Source organism: Pseudomonas sp. LB3P14, assembly GCF_054898045.1.
The window spans coordinates 894,021-907,313 of sequence record NZ_CM142714.1; the positions used below are offsets into that span (position 1 = coordinate 894,021).

Consider the following 13,293-nt stretch of genomic DNA (forward strand, 5'->3'; position numbering starts at 1 on the left):
GAGACGTTTATCGAGTCTTGGTCGCCGCATCCACGTGGCGCAACGGTTCTGCTCTAGTTGCCGAGCACGTTCGCCCGTAAAGCAACCCGTTATTCCAACTGGGTCATCGCAATCCGAGTTTCGACTTGAGGTTTCCCTTTCACTGGTATGTGCGACATCGCGTGTTCTGCTAGTGCAGTGATCGTCAGACTTGGGTTCACGCCAAGGTTGGCACTGAGCATTGATCCGTCGCAGATCAGCAGGTTGCGATATCCAAACACTCTATTTTGCGCGTCCATGACACCATGGCCGTCGGATTCCGCCATGGCGCAACCGCCCATGCAATGCGCGGTTGTTGGAATGTTGAACAGGATTTCGCTGAGGAAGGTGGTCGCTATACCACCTAGTGCCTTGGCACCCTTCTCGACGAAGGCATTCGCTTGCGGGATGAACGTAGGAATTGGGCCGCCTTCTGTCACTAGACGGCTTCCTAACGGCCAGTACCAGCGACGTTTAAGACGCATATTGATATGAGCATCGACCGTTTGCATCACAAGCAACAACATGTTTTCCCGTGCAAAGCCTCTGGGGTTGTGTACCCGTAGGGCCTGCATCGGGTGTCTGAGTAATGCCAGTATCCAAGTACCAATTCGTCTCCAGCCAGGGCGACCACCGCTCATCAGCGTCATCATCAGCCCTATGGCATCTGACCCTTCCGGATAGCGTACGACACCTATATGAGTGTGCTCGTCCAAGTAGATACTGGCCCCGCCCGCCAAGCCTGGGGACATACTTTTATCTGTGGAAGGGAAGCGGACGCCGATAAGTGACTCGGCATTGGTGCGTATCCGTTTACCCAGATCCTGACTGATACAAGGCAGAGAGCCTTTCTCCCTGAGCTGGAACAGCAACTCCATCGTCCCTAACGAGGATGCCGCGAACACCACGCCTCGGGCGCGGAAGACCCGCTTATTCTTGCGGAACCAGGAAGTCGAACATTGCGTGTGGATCTCGTAGCCATCGCTGCCGTCCACCTTGCCATTCAACGGTCGGACGTCTACGACTTGAGTTTCCGCAAAGACTTGAGCTCCGTTCTTCTCAGCCAAAAACAGGTAGTTCTTGTCGAGTGTGTTCTTGGCATTGTGCCGGCAGCCCATCATGCAGCCGCCGCAGCCCACGCAACTTCCTCGCTCAGGGCCTTCACCGCCGAAGTACGGATCGGGATAGGTTTTGCCCGCGACCTCGCCCTCTGGAGCGAAGAAGGTACCAACATTGGGTGCGTGAAAGGTGTGGGCGACGCCATTTAGCTCCGCCATCCTTTTAAGACGCAAATCCGCTTCTCCCAGGATTTTGCTCTCAGTCACTCCCAGCATTCTCTCGGCCTCAGCATAGTGCCTTGGCATGATGCTCTTCCAATCTGCCAGACCTGCCCATGAGCCCTCGTCCCAGACCTTATCCGAAGGCCTCAGCAGTGCGTTGGCGTAAGTGATGGAGCCTCCGCCGACCGCATTGCCGCTTGCGACGACCACGTGTCGAAACATCCGCATGCTGTAGAAGCCGAACATTTTCAGCGCAGGCATCCACATCCATCTACGCAGATCCCAGTTGCTTTTCGGAAAGTCCTCGGCACGCCAACGGCGCCCCATTTCCATCACGCCAACACGGTAGCCCTTCTCCGTCAGCCGGTGCGCCGAAACGCTGCCGCCGAAGCCCGAGCCTATGACGATGAAGTCAAAGTCGAAAGCCAGTTCCACGTTACGCTCCCATTTTTATTTTTTTGGAGAGGCCATGGCCTGCAAAAGCAGAGCAAGGCCCAGTCACGAATTCACTATACGATTCGTATTTCATTAATGCTATATTTTTTGTATAGTAAATGCCGGCGGTCACAGGCTAGAATTGCTCCAGCCTCAGAATCCGAAACCGCTCGTGAGGAAAGACATGACCGATACGCATCAGACTGCCCAAACCCGCTTCAGCGAGATCGATGGCGACCGCTTCGCCTACCGCAGGTGGGGAAATACGGCCACCGATCAGCCGCCGCTGCTGATGCTTCAGCACTTTCGCGGTGGCATGGATCACTGGGATCCGCTGTTGACCGACGGCTTGGCCCAGGGCCGGGAAGTGATCCTCTTTAATGGTCGAGGCGTGGCCTCGTCGTCCGGCCAGCCACGTCGTCGCATTGAAGACATGGCTGATGATGCCGCCGCCTTCGTAGGTTTCTTGGGCCTGGAAAAAATCGATGTCTTGGGCTTCTCACTTGGCGGCTTCCAGGCGCTGGATCTGACATGGCGACATCCCGCACTTATTCGTAAGCTGATGCTATTGGGTACAGGCCCGCGTGGAGGCAACCCGGACATGGAACCTAAGGTACTGACGACCGCGCCGCGTCCAGTTCCGACCTACGAAGACTTTGAGTACCTGTTTTTTGGCCGTTCCGAGGTGGCAAAGCGAGCTGCAAGCGAATTCTGGGAGCGCCGGCATCAGCGCGAGGATCAGGATCCGCCTGCTTCGCAGGAAGTTGCATCAGCGCAGATCGAGGCAAACATGCTGTATCTGCCGAGGGTGTCCGAAGAGGATCCGTTTGCCTACTTACGTCAAATCAAGCAACCGACGTTTATCCTTAATGGCGTGAACGACGTAATGATTCCGACCATCAACTCGTTCTACATGGCGCGCAATCTGCCGAACGCGCAGTTATTTATTTATCCGGATGCCGGACATGGCGCGCAGTTCCAGTACCCGGAGCGCTTTCTCTATCACGCCGCTAGGTTTCTCAGCGAATAACGTCAAACCCGATCCACTGACTCAAGGTTGTCACCATGATCAAGTTCAAATTTCTATTGTGGATGTTCACTCAACTGCTGAAACGGCAGGTCAGGATAAACCCCAGTTGCGCTCGCTACATCGAAGGCGAGGATCTTGTGTTCCAGATCCGTACCGATGCGGGTATCGGCCGCTATTTCGTCATCCGAAACGGCACCATCCGATCCGTTGCCGGCCTGGCCGACAATCCGCGCTTCACTTTGAAATTTAAAGACGCCGATAAGGGTTTTGCAATTCTCTCGGCCAAGGACAGCCAGGCAGCGTTCCTTAGGGGGCTGGGTAACGAGGAGTTGGTTATCAACGGTGATTTCCTCAAGGTAATGTTTTTCCAGGGACTGACTGCTTACCTGCAGCCACCCACAGTGGTCGCTCCCTATGACCGCACTGCGTTTTAACCACGATGGCGCCTGACAAAATGCTAAACAAGACCTATGGGCAGCTTTGTCCGATTGCCAGAAGCCTCGATGTGCTAGGCGAGCGCTGGACGCTATTGGTGCTCCGCGAACTGCTATTGGGCCCAAAGCGGTTCAAAGAGCTGTTGGCGGTATTGCCGGCAATGGGGACTAACCGGTTGTCCGCACGCCTGAAGGTGCTGGTAGACAACGGAATCGCCAAGCCTGCTACAGCGCCAATTTCCGCCTACGAATTGACGGAATTGGGGGAGCAGTTGCGTAAACCACTGCTCGCGTTAGGACTCTGGGGGCTGAGCTTGCCAGTGGACGAACGCATCGATCCCGCGACTGCACGCGCTGAACTCATAGCCCTGAGCCTCACGGGCATCGGCCGCTCCGATGCAAACACTGGATTACGCGCCACATACGAGTTTCACGTGGGCGAGGAAGTCTTTCACGTACGCGTGGATGACAGCGAGATACTCGCGCGCTCAGGTTCTGCCCCAGCGGCCGATGTAGTCATCCACTGCGATCTGAATACCTTCATGGCGCTGGCCCTACGACAAATTTCGCCGGCAGACGCGTTGCGCGAAGGTCGGGCTCATCTACCGCACACACAGCTCGAAACCTTCGAGCAACTGTTTCAAGTGCTCGAATTCAATCCGGAAAACTTACCGGACACATTGCTTGCTGCTCTTCCTCATTCCAGCCTTGTGGGAACACCAGATGAAAGCTGAAACAAACCTGCTGAACCAATCCCTGCAACTGCCCAACGGAAGCGTGCTGCGCAATCGACTGGCCAAGGCATCGATGAGCGAGACGCTGGGCACTTACGATAACCGTCCCACCCTGGGGCTGGTCGAACTGTACCGTCGCTGGGCAGCTTCCGGTCTGGGACTTATCATTACGGGGAATGTGATGATTGACCGTCGCGCCCTTGGCGAACCGGGCAATGTCGTCATTGAGGACGAGAAAGATCTGCCGGTACTGCGACAGTGGGCGAAGGTTGCTACCGACCAGGGGGCGGCGATCTGGGTGCAACTCAACCACCCTGGCAAACAATCGACAAAGGGGCTGAACGCCAGCAACCTTGCTCCATCGGCTGTTCCGTTCCGAGAGGATATGGTTGCCTTTTTCGAAACCCCGCGTGAAGCCACTGTTGCCGAGATCCAAGACATCATCGAGCGTTTCGGGCGCAGTGCCGCCATCTGCAAAAAAGCTGGTTTCAGTGGCGTGGAAATCCACGGAGCACACGGCTACTTGATCAATCAGTTCCTCTCACCCCATCACAATCGGCGCGAAGACGAATGGGGTGGCACACCGGAGAAGCGTCGCCGTTTTGTGCTGGCCGTCTACGCCGAAATTCGACGTCAAGTCGGAGCGGACTTCCCGGTGGGGATTAAACTCAACTCCGCTGACTTCCAGCGCGGAGGCTTCACTGAAGAGGAGTCGATGGAAACTATTCGCGCGCTGATCGACGCAGGTATTGATCTAGTCGAGATATCCGGCGGCACCTACGAGGCTCCAGCCATGAGTGGTGCGATGCATGAGCCTAAAAAAGGCTCTACCGTAGCACGCGAAGCCTACTTCTTAGAGTTCGCCGCGAAGGTTCGAGCTAACGTACAAGTGCCCTTGATGGTCACAGGCGGTTTTCGCACGGCGGCAGGGATGAACGAGGCACTGCGCTCCGGATCGCTAGATGTGGTCGGTCTGGCACGATTGTTGGCCATTGATCCGGATGCCCCAGCGGCATTGCTGAAGGGGAGCGACAGCTATCAACAGGTGCGACCAATCAATACCGGCATCAAGGCCGTGGATCGCATGGGGATTATGGAAATCCTCTGGTACACCGGACAACTCAAACGCATTGCCAAAGGTGGCGAGCCTCGCCCCAACGAAAGTGGATTCTGGGCGTTCCTTAAAGCTGCGTTCGGTAGCGGGTGGGGGGCATTCCGCACTCGCCGCTTGCGGGCCCGCTCCTGAAACCGGCATAAGCTGCGAGTCCAGAGACGCTGCCCCAGCACCTGTCGGCCGCTTTATTGCAGCACTGGCGTTGACCTATTACTCGGGTCGTCCTTTGTCTCGCCGATAGACTCAATGCCAACAAAGCCCCTGGGGCATTGTGGAGCTTAGGTTCCATGTTAAAAGGCTTTCACGATGCAGCCGCACTGAGGTCGTATGCTTTACAGCGGCGGGATGGCGATGCCGTCCTGATGCTCCACGGGTTCCCCCAGCCGCTAGCGATCTAGAAGTAATCGCACCAGCAATGGTCGCGCGCGGCTGTAGCGTAGTGTGTGCTGGCCTGGTCGGCTATGGCGGGGTCGGGTAAGCCTTCGATGCAAGCGGATCTTTCCCACTACGGCTTCGGGCGGTGGCTGCATACTAACTGGCACTGATGCGCGCTCTGGGGCGTGAACGCTTCCATCTGGCCGGGCACGATCGCGGGGAGCGCATCACGCACAGATTGGCCTCCACTACCCTCGCGCCGTTGCCAGCGTCGTTTGGATGGTGCGTATGCCAAGGGAGACGTCCCTTAGAACCTGGTAGACCTCGCGGGCATTGAGAGGGGAGTTTGTGTTCAAGTTATTCTTTGTTCGAGTCAAGGCCAAGTAGCGCTGGTGGTAGATGAACGAGGATCGACTACAAATAATTATCATTGATTTGATGGAAAGCTTGCGTGTCTTAAGCCCGGGTAATCATTGAGAGAATCTGATCGATGATACGGGACGGGTCTAGCAGGCATTGCTTGGCCGACGACATCACCTACTACCATGGGGCGGCTTCCGGTGATGTCTGGCCTCTTCTACTACATGAGGGGATCTGCTTTGCACATGGCGGGTCGGATGCTGGCGTGGTTTTACTTATCATGACCCCGCCCACGTCAGATGGCGTGTTGCGCTGGCCTCAAAAACGATAAGTCAGTTGCGCCAGTAGGCCGTTGGCGCTGTTCTCGTACTTGGCGCTGTAGGCTGGCTGGAGTCCGGAAGTGTTGGGCTGACTAACCGAGCTGCTATTTTCCCACAGGTAGGCGTAGGCGAGATCGACGGTGAGATCCGCGTTGGGTGAGTAGCCGGCTCCCAGGGTCAGGGCTCGGCGGTTGCCTACGGGAATGCGCACTTCCCGGTCTGAGTTGGTGGTCGGTGACGGATCGTAAGCGAAGCCTGCACGCAGCACCCACTCCTTATCAAGTTGATAGGAGGCACCCACTGCAACCGATACGGTGTCGTGCCAATTCAGCTCTTCGCCAATGGTGTTGAAACCTAGTTGCTGACCGAGCGGTGGCACACCCTTATTGTGTGCTTCGAGCTTCGGCAGACGACTCCAGCGCGTCCAGGTGGAACCGAGGTAACCAGTCCAACGCTCGTTGAAGCGATGAGTGAAAGAGGTATTTACTGACTCCGGGAGGGTCGCATCCAAGGAGGTCTTGTACTTACCGTTCAGGCCGAACGCGCTCGGAGAGTCACTCACTTCAGTGTGGCCTTCGAGGCGATAGGCAACCTTGGAGTGGTAAGTGATGCCCCAGGTAGTGGCGTCACTCAGATCGACCATCAGCCCCAGGTTGTAGCCGATCGCGGTATCGTCGCCCTTGATTGTGATCTGAGTGTCCTTGCCGGCATTCAGGGCCCCCGTGGCCAGATAGTTTTGCAGCTTACCGTCTATGCGATTGATGGTTGGGCCGCCGCCGATAGTGACGCGCTCGTTGATGCGATAGGCAAGTGTTGGCTGCAAGGTGATCACTTGTACCTTACTATAGCTGCCGTGATAGCGGCCCTGAAAACCGCTTTCATAATCGTTGATCAGCCCATGGGGAACATAAACGCCCATTCCGAAGGTGAAGTCCTCATTGATCGGCGTGGAGAAGTAACCGAAAGGCACTGTAACCAACGGTACTGAGTCGCCTTTGTTGCTGCCCGAGGCACCGCTCTGGGCGTCACTGATATTTACCTTGGCACTAACCACCGCGAAACCGCCACTGACCTCGGTGCGCTTGAGCTTGCTCAAGCCGGCGGGGTTGCCATAGACAGTGCTGGCATCCAGCGCTGTTGAGGCGCGGCCGGCATAGGCAGTGCCGGCGCCGCTGGCGCTTTGCTCGTTGAGGGCCAGGCCGTTGGCAACAGCGGTGGTGCACAGCGCGCAGGAGGCCAGTGTGAAAGTGCCTTGGAGAATAATTTTGTTCATTTTTTTACTCCGATGAGGGTGACAGCGTGGTTCTTCACCAGCTTGCGGCGATCGCTTTATCCGACATGCGCAGGTGCAGCGGAGCGGATCTATAACCGTAACAAGGGCTCAATTTCATACTTCCCAACACACAAAACGGGAGCTAGATCAGCGAGGACGGCATCGGCAGGTCGGCAGGCATCGCTTCTACCAGGAAGACGTTGGTTGCCACGCTCGGGCGGCAGTTGGGTGAACTGGTTATCATCGAGAGGGCCAGCGGATGCGTTGCCCCGATCTTGGCCTGGCTGCGCCTGAGATGAGGCCATGGAGGAGGGGAGTAAAAGGGCGAAATATTGGCGAGTGTTTGTAGATGCATATGAGATCTCCGGTAGCGCCTGATTTATTGTTATGACATGGGCGCTTACGGAGTTGATGGTAGGGCGCGTTATCCCAGGGAAACGTCTTCCAGATTACATTGTGTGAGCTATTTTTCGTTTCGCCTCTGAGGATTTGGACCTCTTGCCGCGGAGTGATTATCGAAACAACAACAACGTTTTCCAAATTACATTGCGAAAGCTATCGTTCGCTCGAGCGGTGATGTTCTCGAACGTAGCGGTTAAGTCCTGGCAGGTCCTTGATAGTTATCTTGCCGTAGAGCGGTTCTATCAGGCCCAGCCCTCTCAGTTCGTTGACCACTCGATTGACGCTTTGCCGTGTGCTTCCGACCATGAGACCTATATCTACCTGCGAGAGCAGTAAATCGATTCCTCGATCAGAAGGCTTCTGCAGATCACTAAGTTGAGCGAAGCGGGACGCGATTCTTGCCGCGACCGGCAAGGTCAGCAGCTCCTCGATCAATTGAAGTGCTACCCGTAAGCGACGGTTGATCTGGCAGGCGAGCGCCGTTTCGATTTCATGGTGCTGCTCCCGGAGCAGTTTCAGATCGCTCGCCGACCAGACCCTCAATCTGGTTTCTCCCCGCGTCGTCAGTGTGACGGGGGAGGGCTCATCATCAGTCACCGGGGCATCAGCAACTATATCGCCAGGTCCATAAACGTAGAGCAGTACCTCCTGGCCGTCCTCGGTGAGGATGCATTTGCGGATGGCTCCGGAAACGATCTGGAAAACTTCCGTTACTCGATCGCCGCTTTGATACAGGATCTTCGAATCGGCAACGGTTCTTGGATGAGCGCAACGTAAAATGGAATCCCGCACTTGAGGGCTCAGTTCATCGATCCAGTTGAAGCCTTTCATTTTGTTGGCAGCTCCATCGTTGGCATTGTGTATCGAGATCTTGGTGGATGGGGAGCAGCATTTCCCGATCGGATGGCCCCAGGGACACTAAGTCCACCTATGGGGCCGTGCCTGGTCAGTCGTGTTTTCTGATGTCTCGCCCTGGTTCGTTTTCGAGAGTCGTAAACTCGTCCGTTATCTCGCCATGTGTTGGACTATCCATCGGGTGAGGGCTGGAGGCGCCAGGCGTGTAGCGAACGATAGGAATCCGGCTTGCATGCCGACAGTCCAGTGAGTCTTGTGGATGCGTCGCTTTGCCGTCGCGCAAGCCCATACGGTCGACGCGACGTCTTGCGGTGTGAGTCGAATGCCCAGTGACTTGGCGCTGGGGATGCGGCCGAAGTCGTCAGCCATTGCGGTCTTTACGAAACTTGGCCAGATGTCGCTCACGCGGATGCCGAACTTTTGCCATTCGAGGTCAAGTCCTTCAGTGAATCCGCGGACGGCAAACTTGCTGGCCGAGTAAGTTGCGAGTTCAGGCTGACCGTAAATTGCGGTGGCTGAGGCCATATTGATGACATGAGAGCAGGGCGTCCCTCGTAGGTACTGGAAGGCGCTGTGACAGCCGGTAATCATTCCTTGAACGTTCACGTCAAGCATCGCGTGGTGTTTGGTCAACGGGACGGTTTCAAATTGCCCAGCAGCGAGAATTCCTGCGTTGTTGAACAGTACATCGAGCCGCCGACCGCTTTGCGTCCAGAACTCTGCAAGCACCTGCGCCCATGCCGCAGGATCGCTGACGTCGAGAGTGCCGGAGACGGCGTTGCCCTCTCCCAAGGTCGCTGCGACCGCTGCGACACCCCCTGAATCAATATCGTATAGACCCACAAACCAGCCGCGCTGCGCAAACAACTCAGCGCAGGCACGACCGATTCCGGAGGCTGCGCCTGTGACGAGGATTGCAGGCCTCCATTCTGAAAAAGGCAACTCGGACGGATTCCTGGCGGCTCGATTGCTCTGCACCACAGTGATATGCGGTTTCATTTCTTTGGTTTCCTCAGGTGCCGGCGTCAGCGAAGGCCATCGTCGTCATCAAAAAACGCGTGCACGGGATGGCCGTATTGCGACCATACTATAACAGTGTTATGTTTCGCAAATAACAGTGTTATTGATTTTGAGTCGACGGTTGCCACCCCGAGCAGAACTGATAGCTGTTACGAGGTGGACATTACAGATGGAGCGCGGACCTGCTCTCCAGGCTTATCACCAGAGGATCCAAGAGATGACGAAGATGCATACGCCGCCTGAGTACCTAGATATGGAGTCCCGTGGCTCTGTGTTGATAGCGCGGCTGGATGGAGGTCCACACGGGCTGATGGGGTTGGACATGGCCAATGAGCTTTCGCAGCTATTGGACAAGCTAGAGTCCGATACTGCGGTAAAAGCGGTGGTGCTAACCGGAACTCACCCTGAGCGATTCATCGGTCACGCAGACGTTCGTTGGTTGCAAGAAGGTGGGAAGAGCATCCCGCAGGTCGGCCGCACTGCTGCCTCGGCGATTGCTCGAACCGCAAAGACCGTTCGCGGTGTTCCGCCTTTGGCGGCAGCAGCGTCTCTGACACCGCTAGAGGGCGGAATGCAGCTTGACAAGCTGCACGACACTTTTTTACGGATGAACCGCAGCGGCGTCATTTTCGTCGCGGCTCTGAATGGGTCCGCGCTGGGCCTTGGCAGCGAACTCGCCCTGGCTTGCGACGTCCGCCTGATGGCGGATGGCGATTTCTTGATCGGGCAACCAGAAGTGCTTCTTGGAATCCTTCCCGGCGGCGGGGGCACTCAGCGATTACCACGGCTGGTCGGTGCCCATCGAGCTCTTATGCTGATGCTCGAAGGCCGTCCGGTGTCGCCACAGAAAGCGCTCGAAATAGGTTATATCGACGAAGTGGTTGCTCCGGATGCATTGCTTGATCGAGCCATTGAGCTGGCCCGGTATCTGGGCTCCCGACCCAGGGGCGCCATTGAGGCTATCAAGCGGGCTGTGTACTTGGGCGGATCAGCCACCCTCGATGAGGGGTTGCACATGGAGCGCACCGAATTCATCAAGATCTCGCCTTCCGAGACTGCGCAATCGCTAATGGTCGAATACCTTGAGCGCACCGATCGCGACGGTGTCGTCCCGTTCTACAACCCGGCCATTTTCGAGCACACCCTTGAGCAAGGTTCTTTGCCCCTGCAAAACGCAGGAGGCGAGAAATGAATCAAGCGTCGCGACTTCCCTATCAAGTCATTCGCCAGGACATCCGCTTTGACTCGGGCGAAACCTACTGTTCGGCTTGGCTCTACCTGCCGGTCGGGGTAGAGAAACCACCGATTGTCGTACTCGGCCACGGACTCGGTGCGGTTCGCGAGATGCGTCTCGATGCCTTTTCTGAGCGGTTCGCCGCTGCGGGAATTGCTACATTGGCCTTCACCTACCGTTACTTTGGAGACAGCGGTGGTTGGCCCCGGCAGCTGATGTCTGTGAAGCGGCAACTGGCTGATTGGGATGCGGCGCTGGACTTCGTCAAAGGCTGCCCGGATGTCGATGGAAGCCGGGTTGCCATATGGGGAAGCTCGTTTGGGGGAGGGCATGCCATCACGGTGGCCAGCCGACATCCTGAGTTACTGGCAGCTATCAGCCAGTGTCCCTTTACCGACGGTCTGGCTGCGGCAGCCGCACTGGGTGTGAAGGGGTCGCTGCAGGTTACCCCGGTCCTCCTGCGTGACTTTGCAGCCAAGCTGCTGGGTCGCCCGCCAGTGATGGTGCCCATCGCTGCCGCTCCCGGTAAGCCTGCCTTGATGAATGCCCATGACGCCCTGCCGGGTTATCTGGCCCTGATGCCAGAGGGGATGGTGTTCATCAATCACGTCGCAGCGCGGGTGCTCCCGGAGATCATTGCGTATCGACCTGGACGCTCCGCCGCGAAGGTGAAGTTCCCCATTCTATTTTGTGTCAGCACTACCGACACCGTGACGCCGGCAGAGCAGACGATCGCCTTGGTGCGCAGAGCGCCACATGGAGAAACGAGGCTTTATAGCGCTGGGCATTTCGAGTTCTACATGGGCGATGCATTCGAAGAGCTGGTGGCGGATCAGACCCACTTCCTGACGAAACATCTACTTGGATCTTCAGCTAACTGATTCGAGCGTTTCCGTCACTTTAAGAGAGAACAACAATAATGTGCTTTTCCAAGCTTTCAGATTTACGCACGGCGTCGGAGCCCAATGCTCTGTGTGTCGCTGACGACAACAGCAACCTGACTAACCGGCAGTTTCACTCCAGAATCCTCGCCGCGGCGGGAGTCTTCGCGAATATGGGTGTCGGCGTCGGAGATGTCGTCGCCGTCATGTTGCCCAACCAGGTCGAATTTGTGGTGGCGATGTTCGCCGCCTGGCGTCTGGGGGCGGCGATCACGCCTATTAATCCTGCGCTTACCAGTAAGGAAGCAACCCATCAACTGGTTGATTCAAAGGCCAAGCTGTTGATCAATACCAGTGGCGAAGCTGTGGTCCCAAGCGTGTTGTCCCTGCCTGTATCGACTCTGGAAAGTGGGGCGGCCTACACCGGCGTACCTTTCGAAGAGCCTACCGCACTGGCACTCCTGATCTATACAAGTGGCACCACCGGCTTACCGAAGGGTGTGATGCTCGATCACGCCAATGTTGAAGCTATGTCGGAAATGGGCCGACATTCGCTAAAGGTCACGGCAACGGACCATTGTTTATTGATACTGCCTCTATTTCACGTAAACGGCATTTTGGTGAGTACCCTTATTCCGCTATTAAGCGGTGGCCGGGTGACGATCAGGAAGCGTTTTAACATCGACACATTTTTTGAGGATGTCGAGTGGCTTCGGCCCACGTACTTCTCCGCAGTGCCAACCATCTACGCAATGCTTAACGCATTACCCCGTGAGATCAAACCCTATACCTCCAGTCTTCGGTATGGCATTTGCGGCGCGGCACCTGCATCGGCGGAATTACTTAAAAAATTTGAAGCTCGTTTCGGTTTTCCGCTGCTTGAGGGGTATGGGCTGTCCGAAGGTACCTGTGCTTCGACCATCAACCCCTTCGACGGCCTGCGCAAGGTCGGTACTGTCGGGCTGCCCTTCATCGGGCAATACATTGCAATCGCCGATCCAAGCGGTGTGCATCTGCCGCAGGGCGCCATTGGCGAGGTGCTGGTGCAAGGCCCTAACGTCATGCGCGGCTACCTTGGAAAACCCGAGGAAACAGCGAAGACCATCGTTGGTGGCTGGCTGCACACCGGTGACATTGGGCGGATCGACGAGGACGGTTATCTGGCTATTGTCGGGCGCCTTAAAGAGATGATCATTCGCGGCGGCGAGAACATCTATCCGAAGGAGATCGAAGATGTGTTGTTCGAATTTCCAGGCGTTCTCGAAGCAGCTGTGATCGGTGCTCCCCACGAGACACTCGGTGAAATTGTTGTTGCCTATGTCGCGTTTCGTTCGGGGTTCGCGGGTACCCAACAGCGCTTGAATGAGCACTGTACCGACCGGCTGACGCGTTACAAAAGACCTTCCACGATCAACATCATCGACAGCTTGCCGAAGAACGCCGTGGGCAAGGTCGACAAACTGAGGCTGCGGAAGATGTGGACCGAGTGGGTCGATTGAAGGGTAATTCCCTGATGGACATTAGGCGG

General features: G+C 56.4%; 12 protein-coding genes. 7 read left to right on the forward strand and 5 right to left on the reverse strand.

The features are described from left to right. Nucleotides 1–89: 89 nt before the first annotated feature. Complete coding sequence (locus ACYZT5_RS04215) at nucleotides 90–1,733, reverse strand: GMC oxidoreductase (RefSeq protein WP_462049938.1); 1,644 nt, start codon at nucleotides 1,731–1,733, stop codon at nucleotides 90–92. A gap of 184 nt (nucleotides 1,734–1,917) precedes the next feature. Between ACYZT5_RS04215 and ACYZT5_RS04220 the strand changes: the two genes are divergently transcribed. From ACYZT5_RS04220 to ACYZT5_RS04235, 4 genes are read left to right on the forward strand one after another with little or no spacing between them, the layout of a single operon-like run. Continuing rightward, the gene (locus tag ACYZT5_RS04220) at nucleotides 1,918–2,763 is read left to right on the forward strand and encodes an alpha/beta fold hydrolase (RefSeq protein WP_462049939.1); all 846 of its coding nucleotides are present in this window, start codon (nucleotides 1,918–1,920) and stop codon (nucleotides 2,761–2,763) included. Nucleotides 2,764–2,798: 35 nt separating this feature from the next. Continuing rightward, a complete protein-coding gene (locus ACYZT5_RS04225) occupies nucleotides 2,799–3,197 on the forward strand; it encodes a helicase (RefSeq protein ID WP_462049940.1) in 399 nt (132 codons plus the stop codon). 20 nt (nucleotides 3,198–3,217) lie between these two features. Next, nucleotides 3,218–3,931 carry a winged helix-turn-helix transcriptional regulator gene (locus ACYZT5_RS04230; protein ID WP_462049941.1) on the forward strand — a complete coding sequence of 238 codons (714 nt, stop codon included), beginning with the start codon at nucleotides 3,218–3,220 and terminating at the stop codon, nucleotides 3,929–3,931. Next, nucleotides 3,921–5,177 (forward strand): NADH:flavin oxidoreductase/NADH oxidase family protein, encoded by a 1,257-nt coding sequence (locus tag ACYZT5_RS04235; protein WP_462049942.1) that lies wholly within the window; start codon nucleotides 3,921–3,923, stop codon nucleotides 5,175–5,177. The genes ACYZT5_RS04230 and ACYZT5_RS04235 overlap by 11 nt, the downstream gene beginning before the upstream one ends. Nucleotides 5,178–6,098: 921 nt before the next feature. Here the strand turns inward: ACYZT5_RS04235 and ACYZT5_RS04240 are convergent. From ACYZT5_RS04240 to ACYZT5_RS04255, 4 genes are all read right to left on the reverse strand, one after another. Next, nucleotides 6,099–7,373 (reverse strand): outer membrane protein transport protein, encoded by a 1,275-nt coding sequence (locus ACYZT5_RS04240; protein ID WP_462049943.1) that lies wholly within the window; start codon nucleotides 7,371–7,373, stop codon nucleotides 6,099–6,101. A 142-nt stretch (nucleotides 7,374–7,515) separates the two neighbouring features. Next, nucleotides 7,516–7,728, reverse strand: coding sequence for a hypothetical protein (locus ACYZT5_RS04245; protein ID WP_462049944.1), 213 nt, complete (start codon nucleotides 7,726–7,728; stop codon nucleotides 7,516–7,518). Between the two features lie 200 nt (nucleotides 7,729–7,928). Then, entirely contained in the window at nucleotides 7,929–8,606 is a 678-nt protein-coding gene (locus tag ACYZT5_RS04250) for a Crp/Fnr family transcriptional regulator (RefSeq protein WP_462049945.1), read from the reverse strand. A 174-nt stretch (nucleotides 8,607–8,780) separates the two neighbouring features. Beyond that, complete coding sequence (locus ACYZT5_RS04255; RefSeq protein ID WP_462049946.1) at nucleotides 8,781–9,629, reverse strand: SDR family oxidoreductase; 849 nt, start codon at nucleotides 9,627–9,629, stop codon at nucleotides 8,781–8,783. A 238-nt stretch (nucleotides 9,630–9,867) separates the two neighbouring features. On the opposite strand from ACYZT5_RS04255, the gene ACYZT5_RS04260 reads away from it, so the two are divergent. The 3 genes from ACYZT5_RS04260 to ACYZT5_RS04270 are packed head-to-tail and all read left to right on the forward strand — an operon-like array spanning nucleotide 9,868 to nucleotide 13,264. Further along, nucleotides 9,868–10,842: an enoyl-CoA hydratase/isomerase family protein gene (locus ACYZT5_RS04260; RefSeq protein ID WP_462049947.1), complete on the forward strand. Its 975-nt coding sequence runs from the start codon at nucleotides 9,868–9,870 to the stop codon at nucleotides 10,840–10,842. Further along, a complete protein-coding gene (locus ACYZT5_RS04265) occupies nucleotides 10,839–11,765 on the forward strand; it encodes an alpha/beta hydrolase (protein ID WP_462049948.1) in 927 nt (308 codons plus the stop codon). Before ACYZT5_RS04260 ends, ACYZT5_RS04265 begins: the two co-directional genes overlap by 4 nt. Before the next feature lie 38 nt (nucleotides 11,766–11,803). After that, nucleotides 11,804–13,264, forward strand: coding sequence for a class I adenylate-forming enzyme family protein (locus ACYZT5_RS04270; RefSeq protein ID WP_462049949.1), 1,461 nt, complete (start codon nucleotides 11,804–11,806; stop codon nucleotides 13,262–13,264). Nucleotides 13,265–13,293: the final 29 nt, after the last annotated feature.

Excerpts from the sequence above, each read along its gene's own strand:
- ACYZT5_RS04220 (WP_462049939.1), top strand. The coding sequence starts at position 1,918 with ATGACCGATACGCATCAGACTGCCCAAACCCGCTTCAGCGAGATCGAT.
- ACYZT5_RS04225 (WP_462049940.1), top strand. The coding sequence starts at position 2,799 with ATGATCAAGTTCAAATTTCTATTGTGGATGTTCACTCAACTGCTGAAA.
- ACYZT5_RS04230 (WP_462049941.1), top strand. The coding sequence starts at position 3,218 with ATGCTAAACAAGACCTATGGGCAGCTTTGTCCGATTGCCAGAAGCCTC.
- ACYZT5_RS04235 (WP_462049942.1), top strand. The coding sequence starts at position 3,921 with ATGAAAGCTGAAACAAACCTGCTGAACCAATCCCTGCAACTGCCCAAC.
- ACYZT5_RS04240 (WP_462049943.1), bottom strand. The coding sequence starts at position 7,373 with ATGAACAAAATTATTCTCCAAGGCACTTTCACACTGGCCTCCTGCGCG.
- ACYZT5_RS04245 (WP_462049944.1), bottom strand. The coding sequence starts at position 7,728 with ATGCATCTACAAACACTCGCCAATATTTCGCCCTTTTACTCCCCTCCT.
- ACYZT5_RS04250 (WP_462049945.1), bottom strand. The coding sequence starts at position 8,606 with ATGAAAGGCTTCAACTGGATCGATGAACTGAGCCCTCAAGTGCGGGAT.
- ACYZT5_RS04255 (WP_462049946.1), bottom strand. The coding sequence starts at position 9,629 with ATGAAACCGCATATCACTGTGGTGCAGAGCAATCGAGCCGCCAGGAAT.
- ACYZT5_RS04260 (WP_462049947.1), top strand. The coding sequence starts at position 9,868 with ATGACGAAGATGCATACGCCGCCTGAGTACCTAGATATGGAGTCCCGT.
- ACYZT5_RS04265 (WP_462049948.1), top strand. The coding sequence starts at position 10,839 with ATGAATCAAGCGTCGCGACTTCCCTATCAAGTCATTCGCCAGGACATC.
- ACYZT5_RS04270 (WP_462049949.1), top strand. The coding sequence starts at position 11,804 with ATGTGCTTTTCCAAGCTTTCAGATTTACGCACGGCGTCGGAGCCCAAT.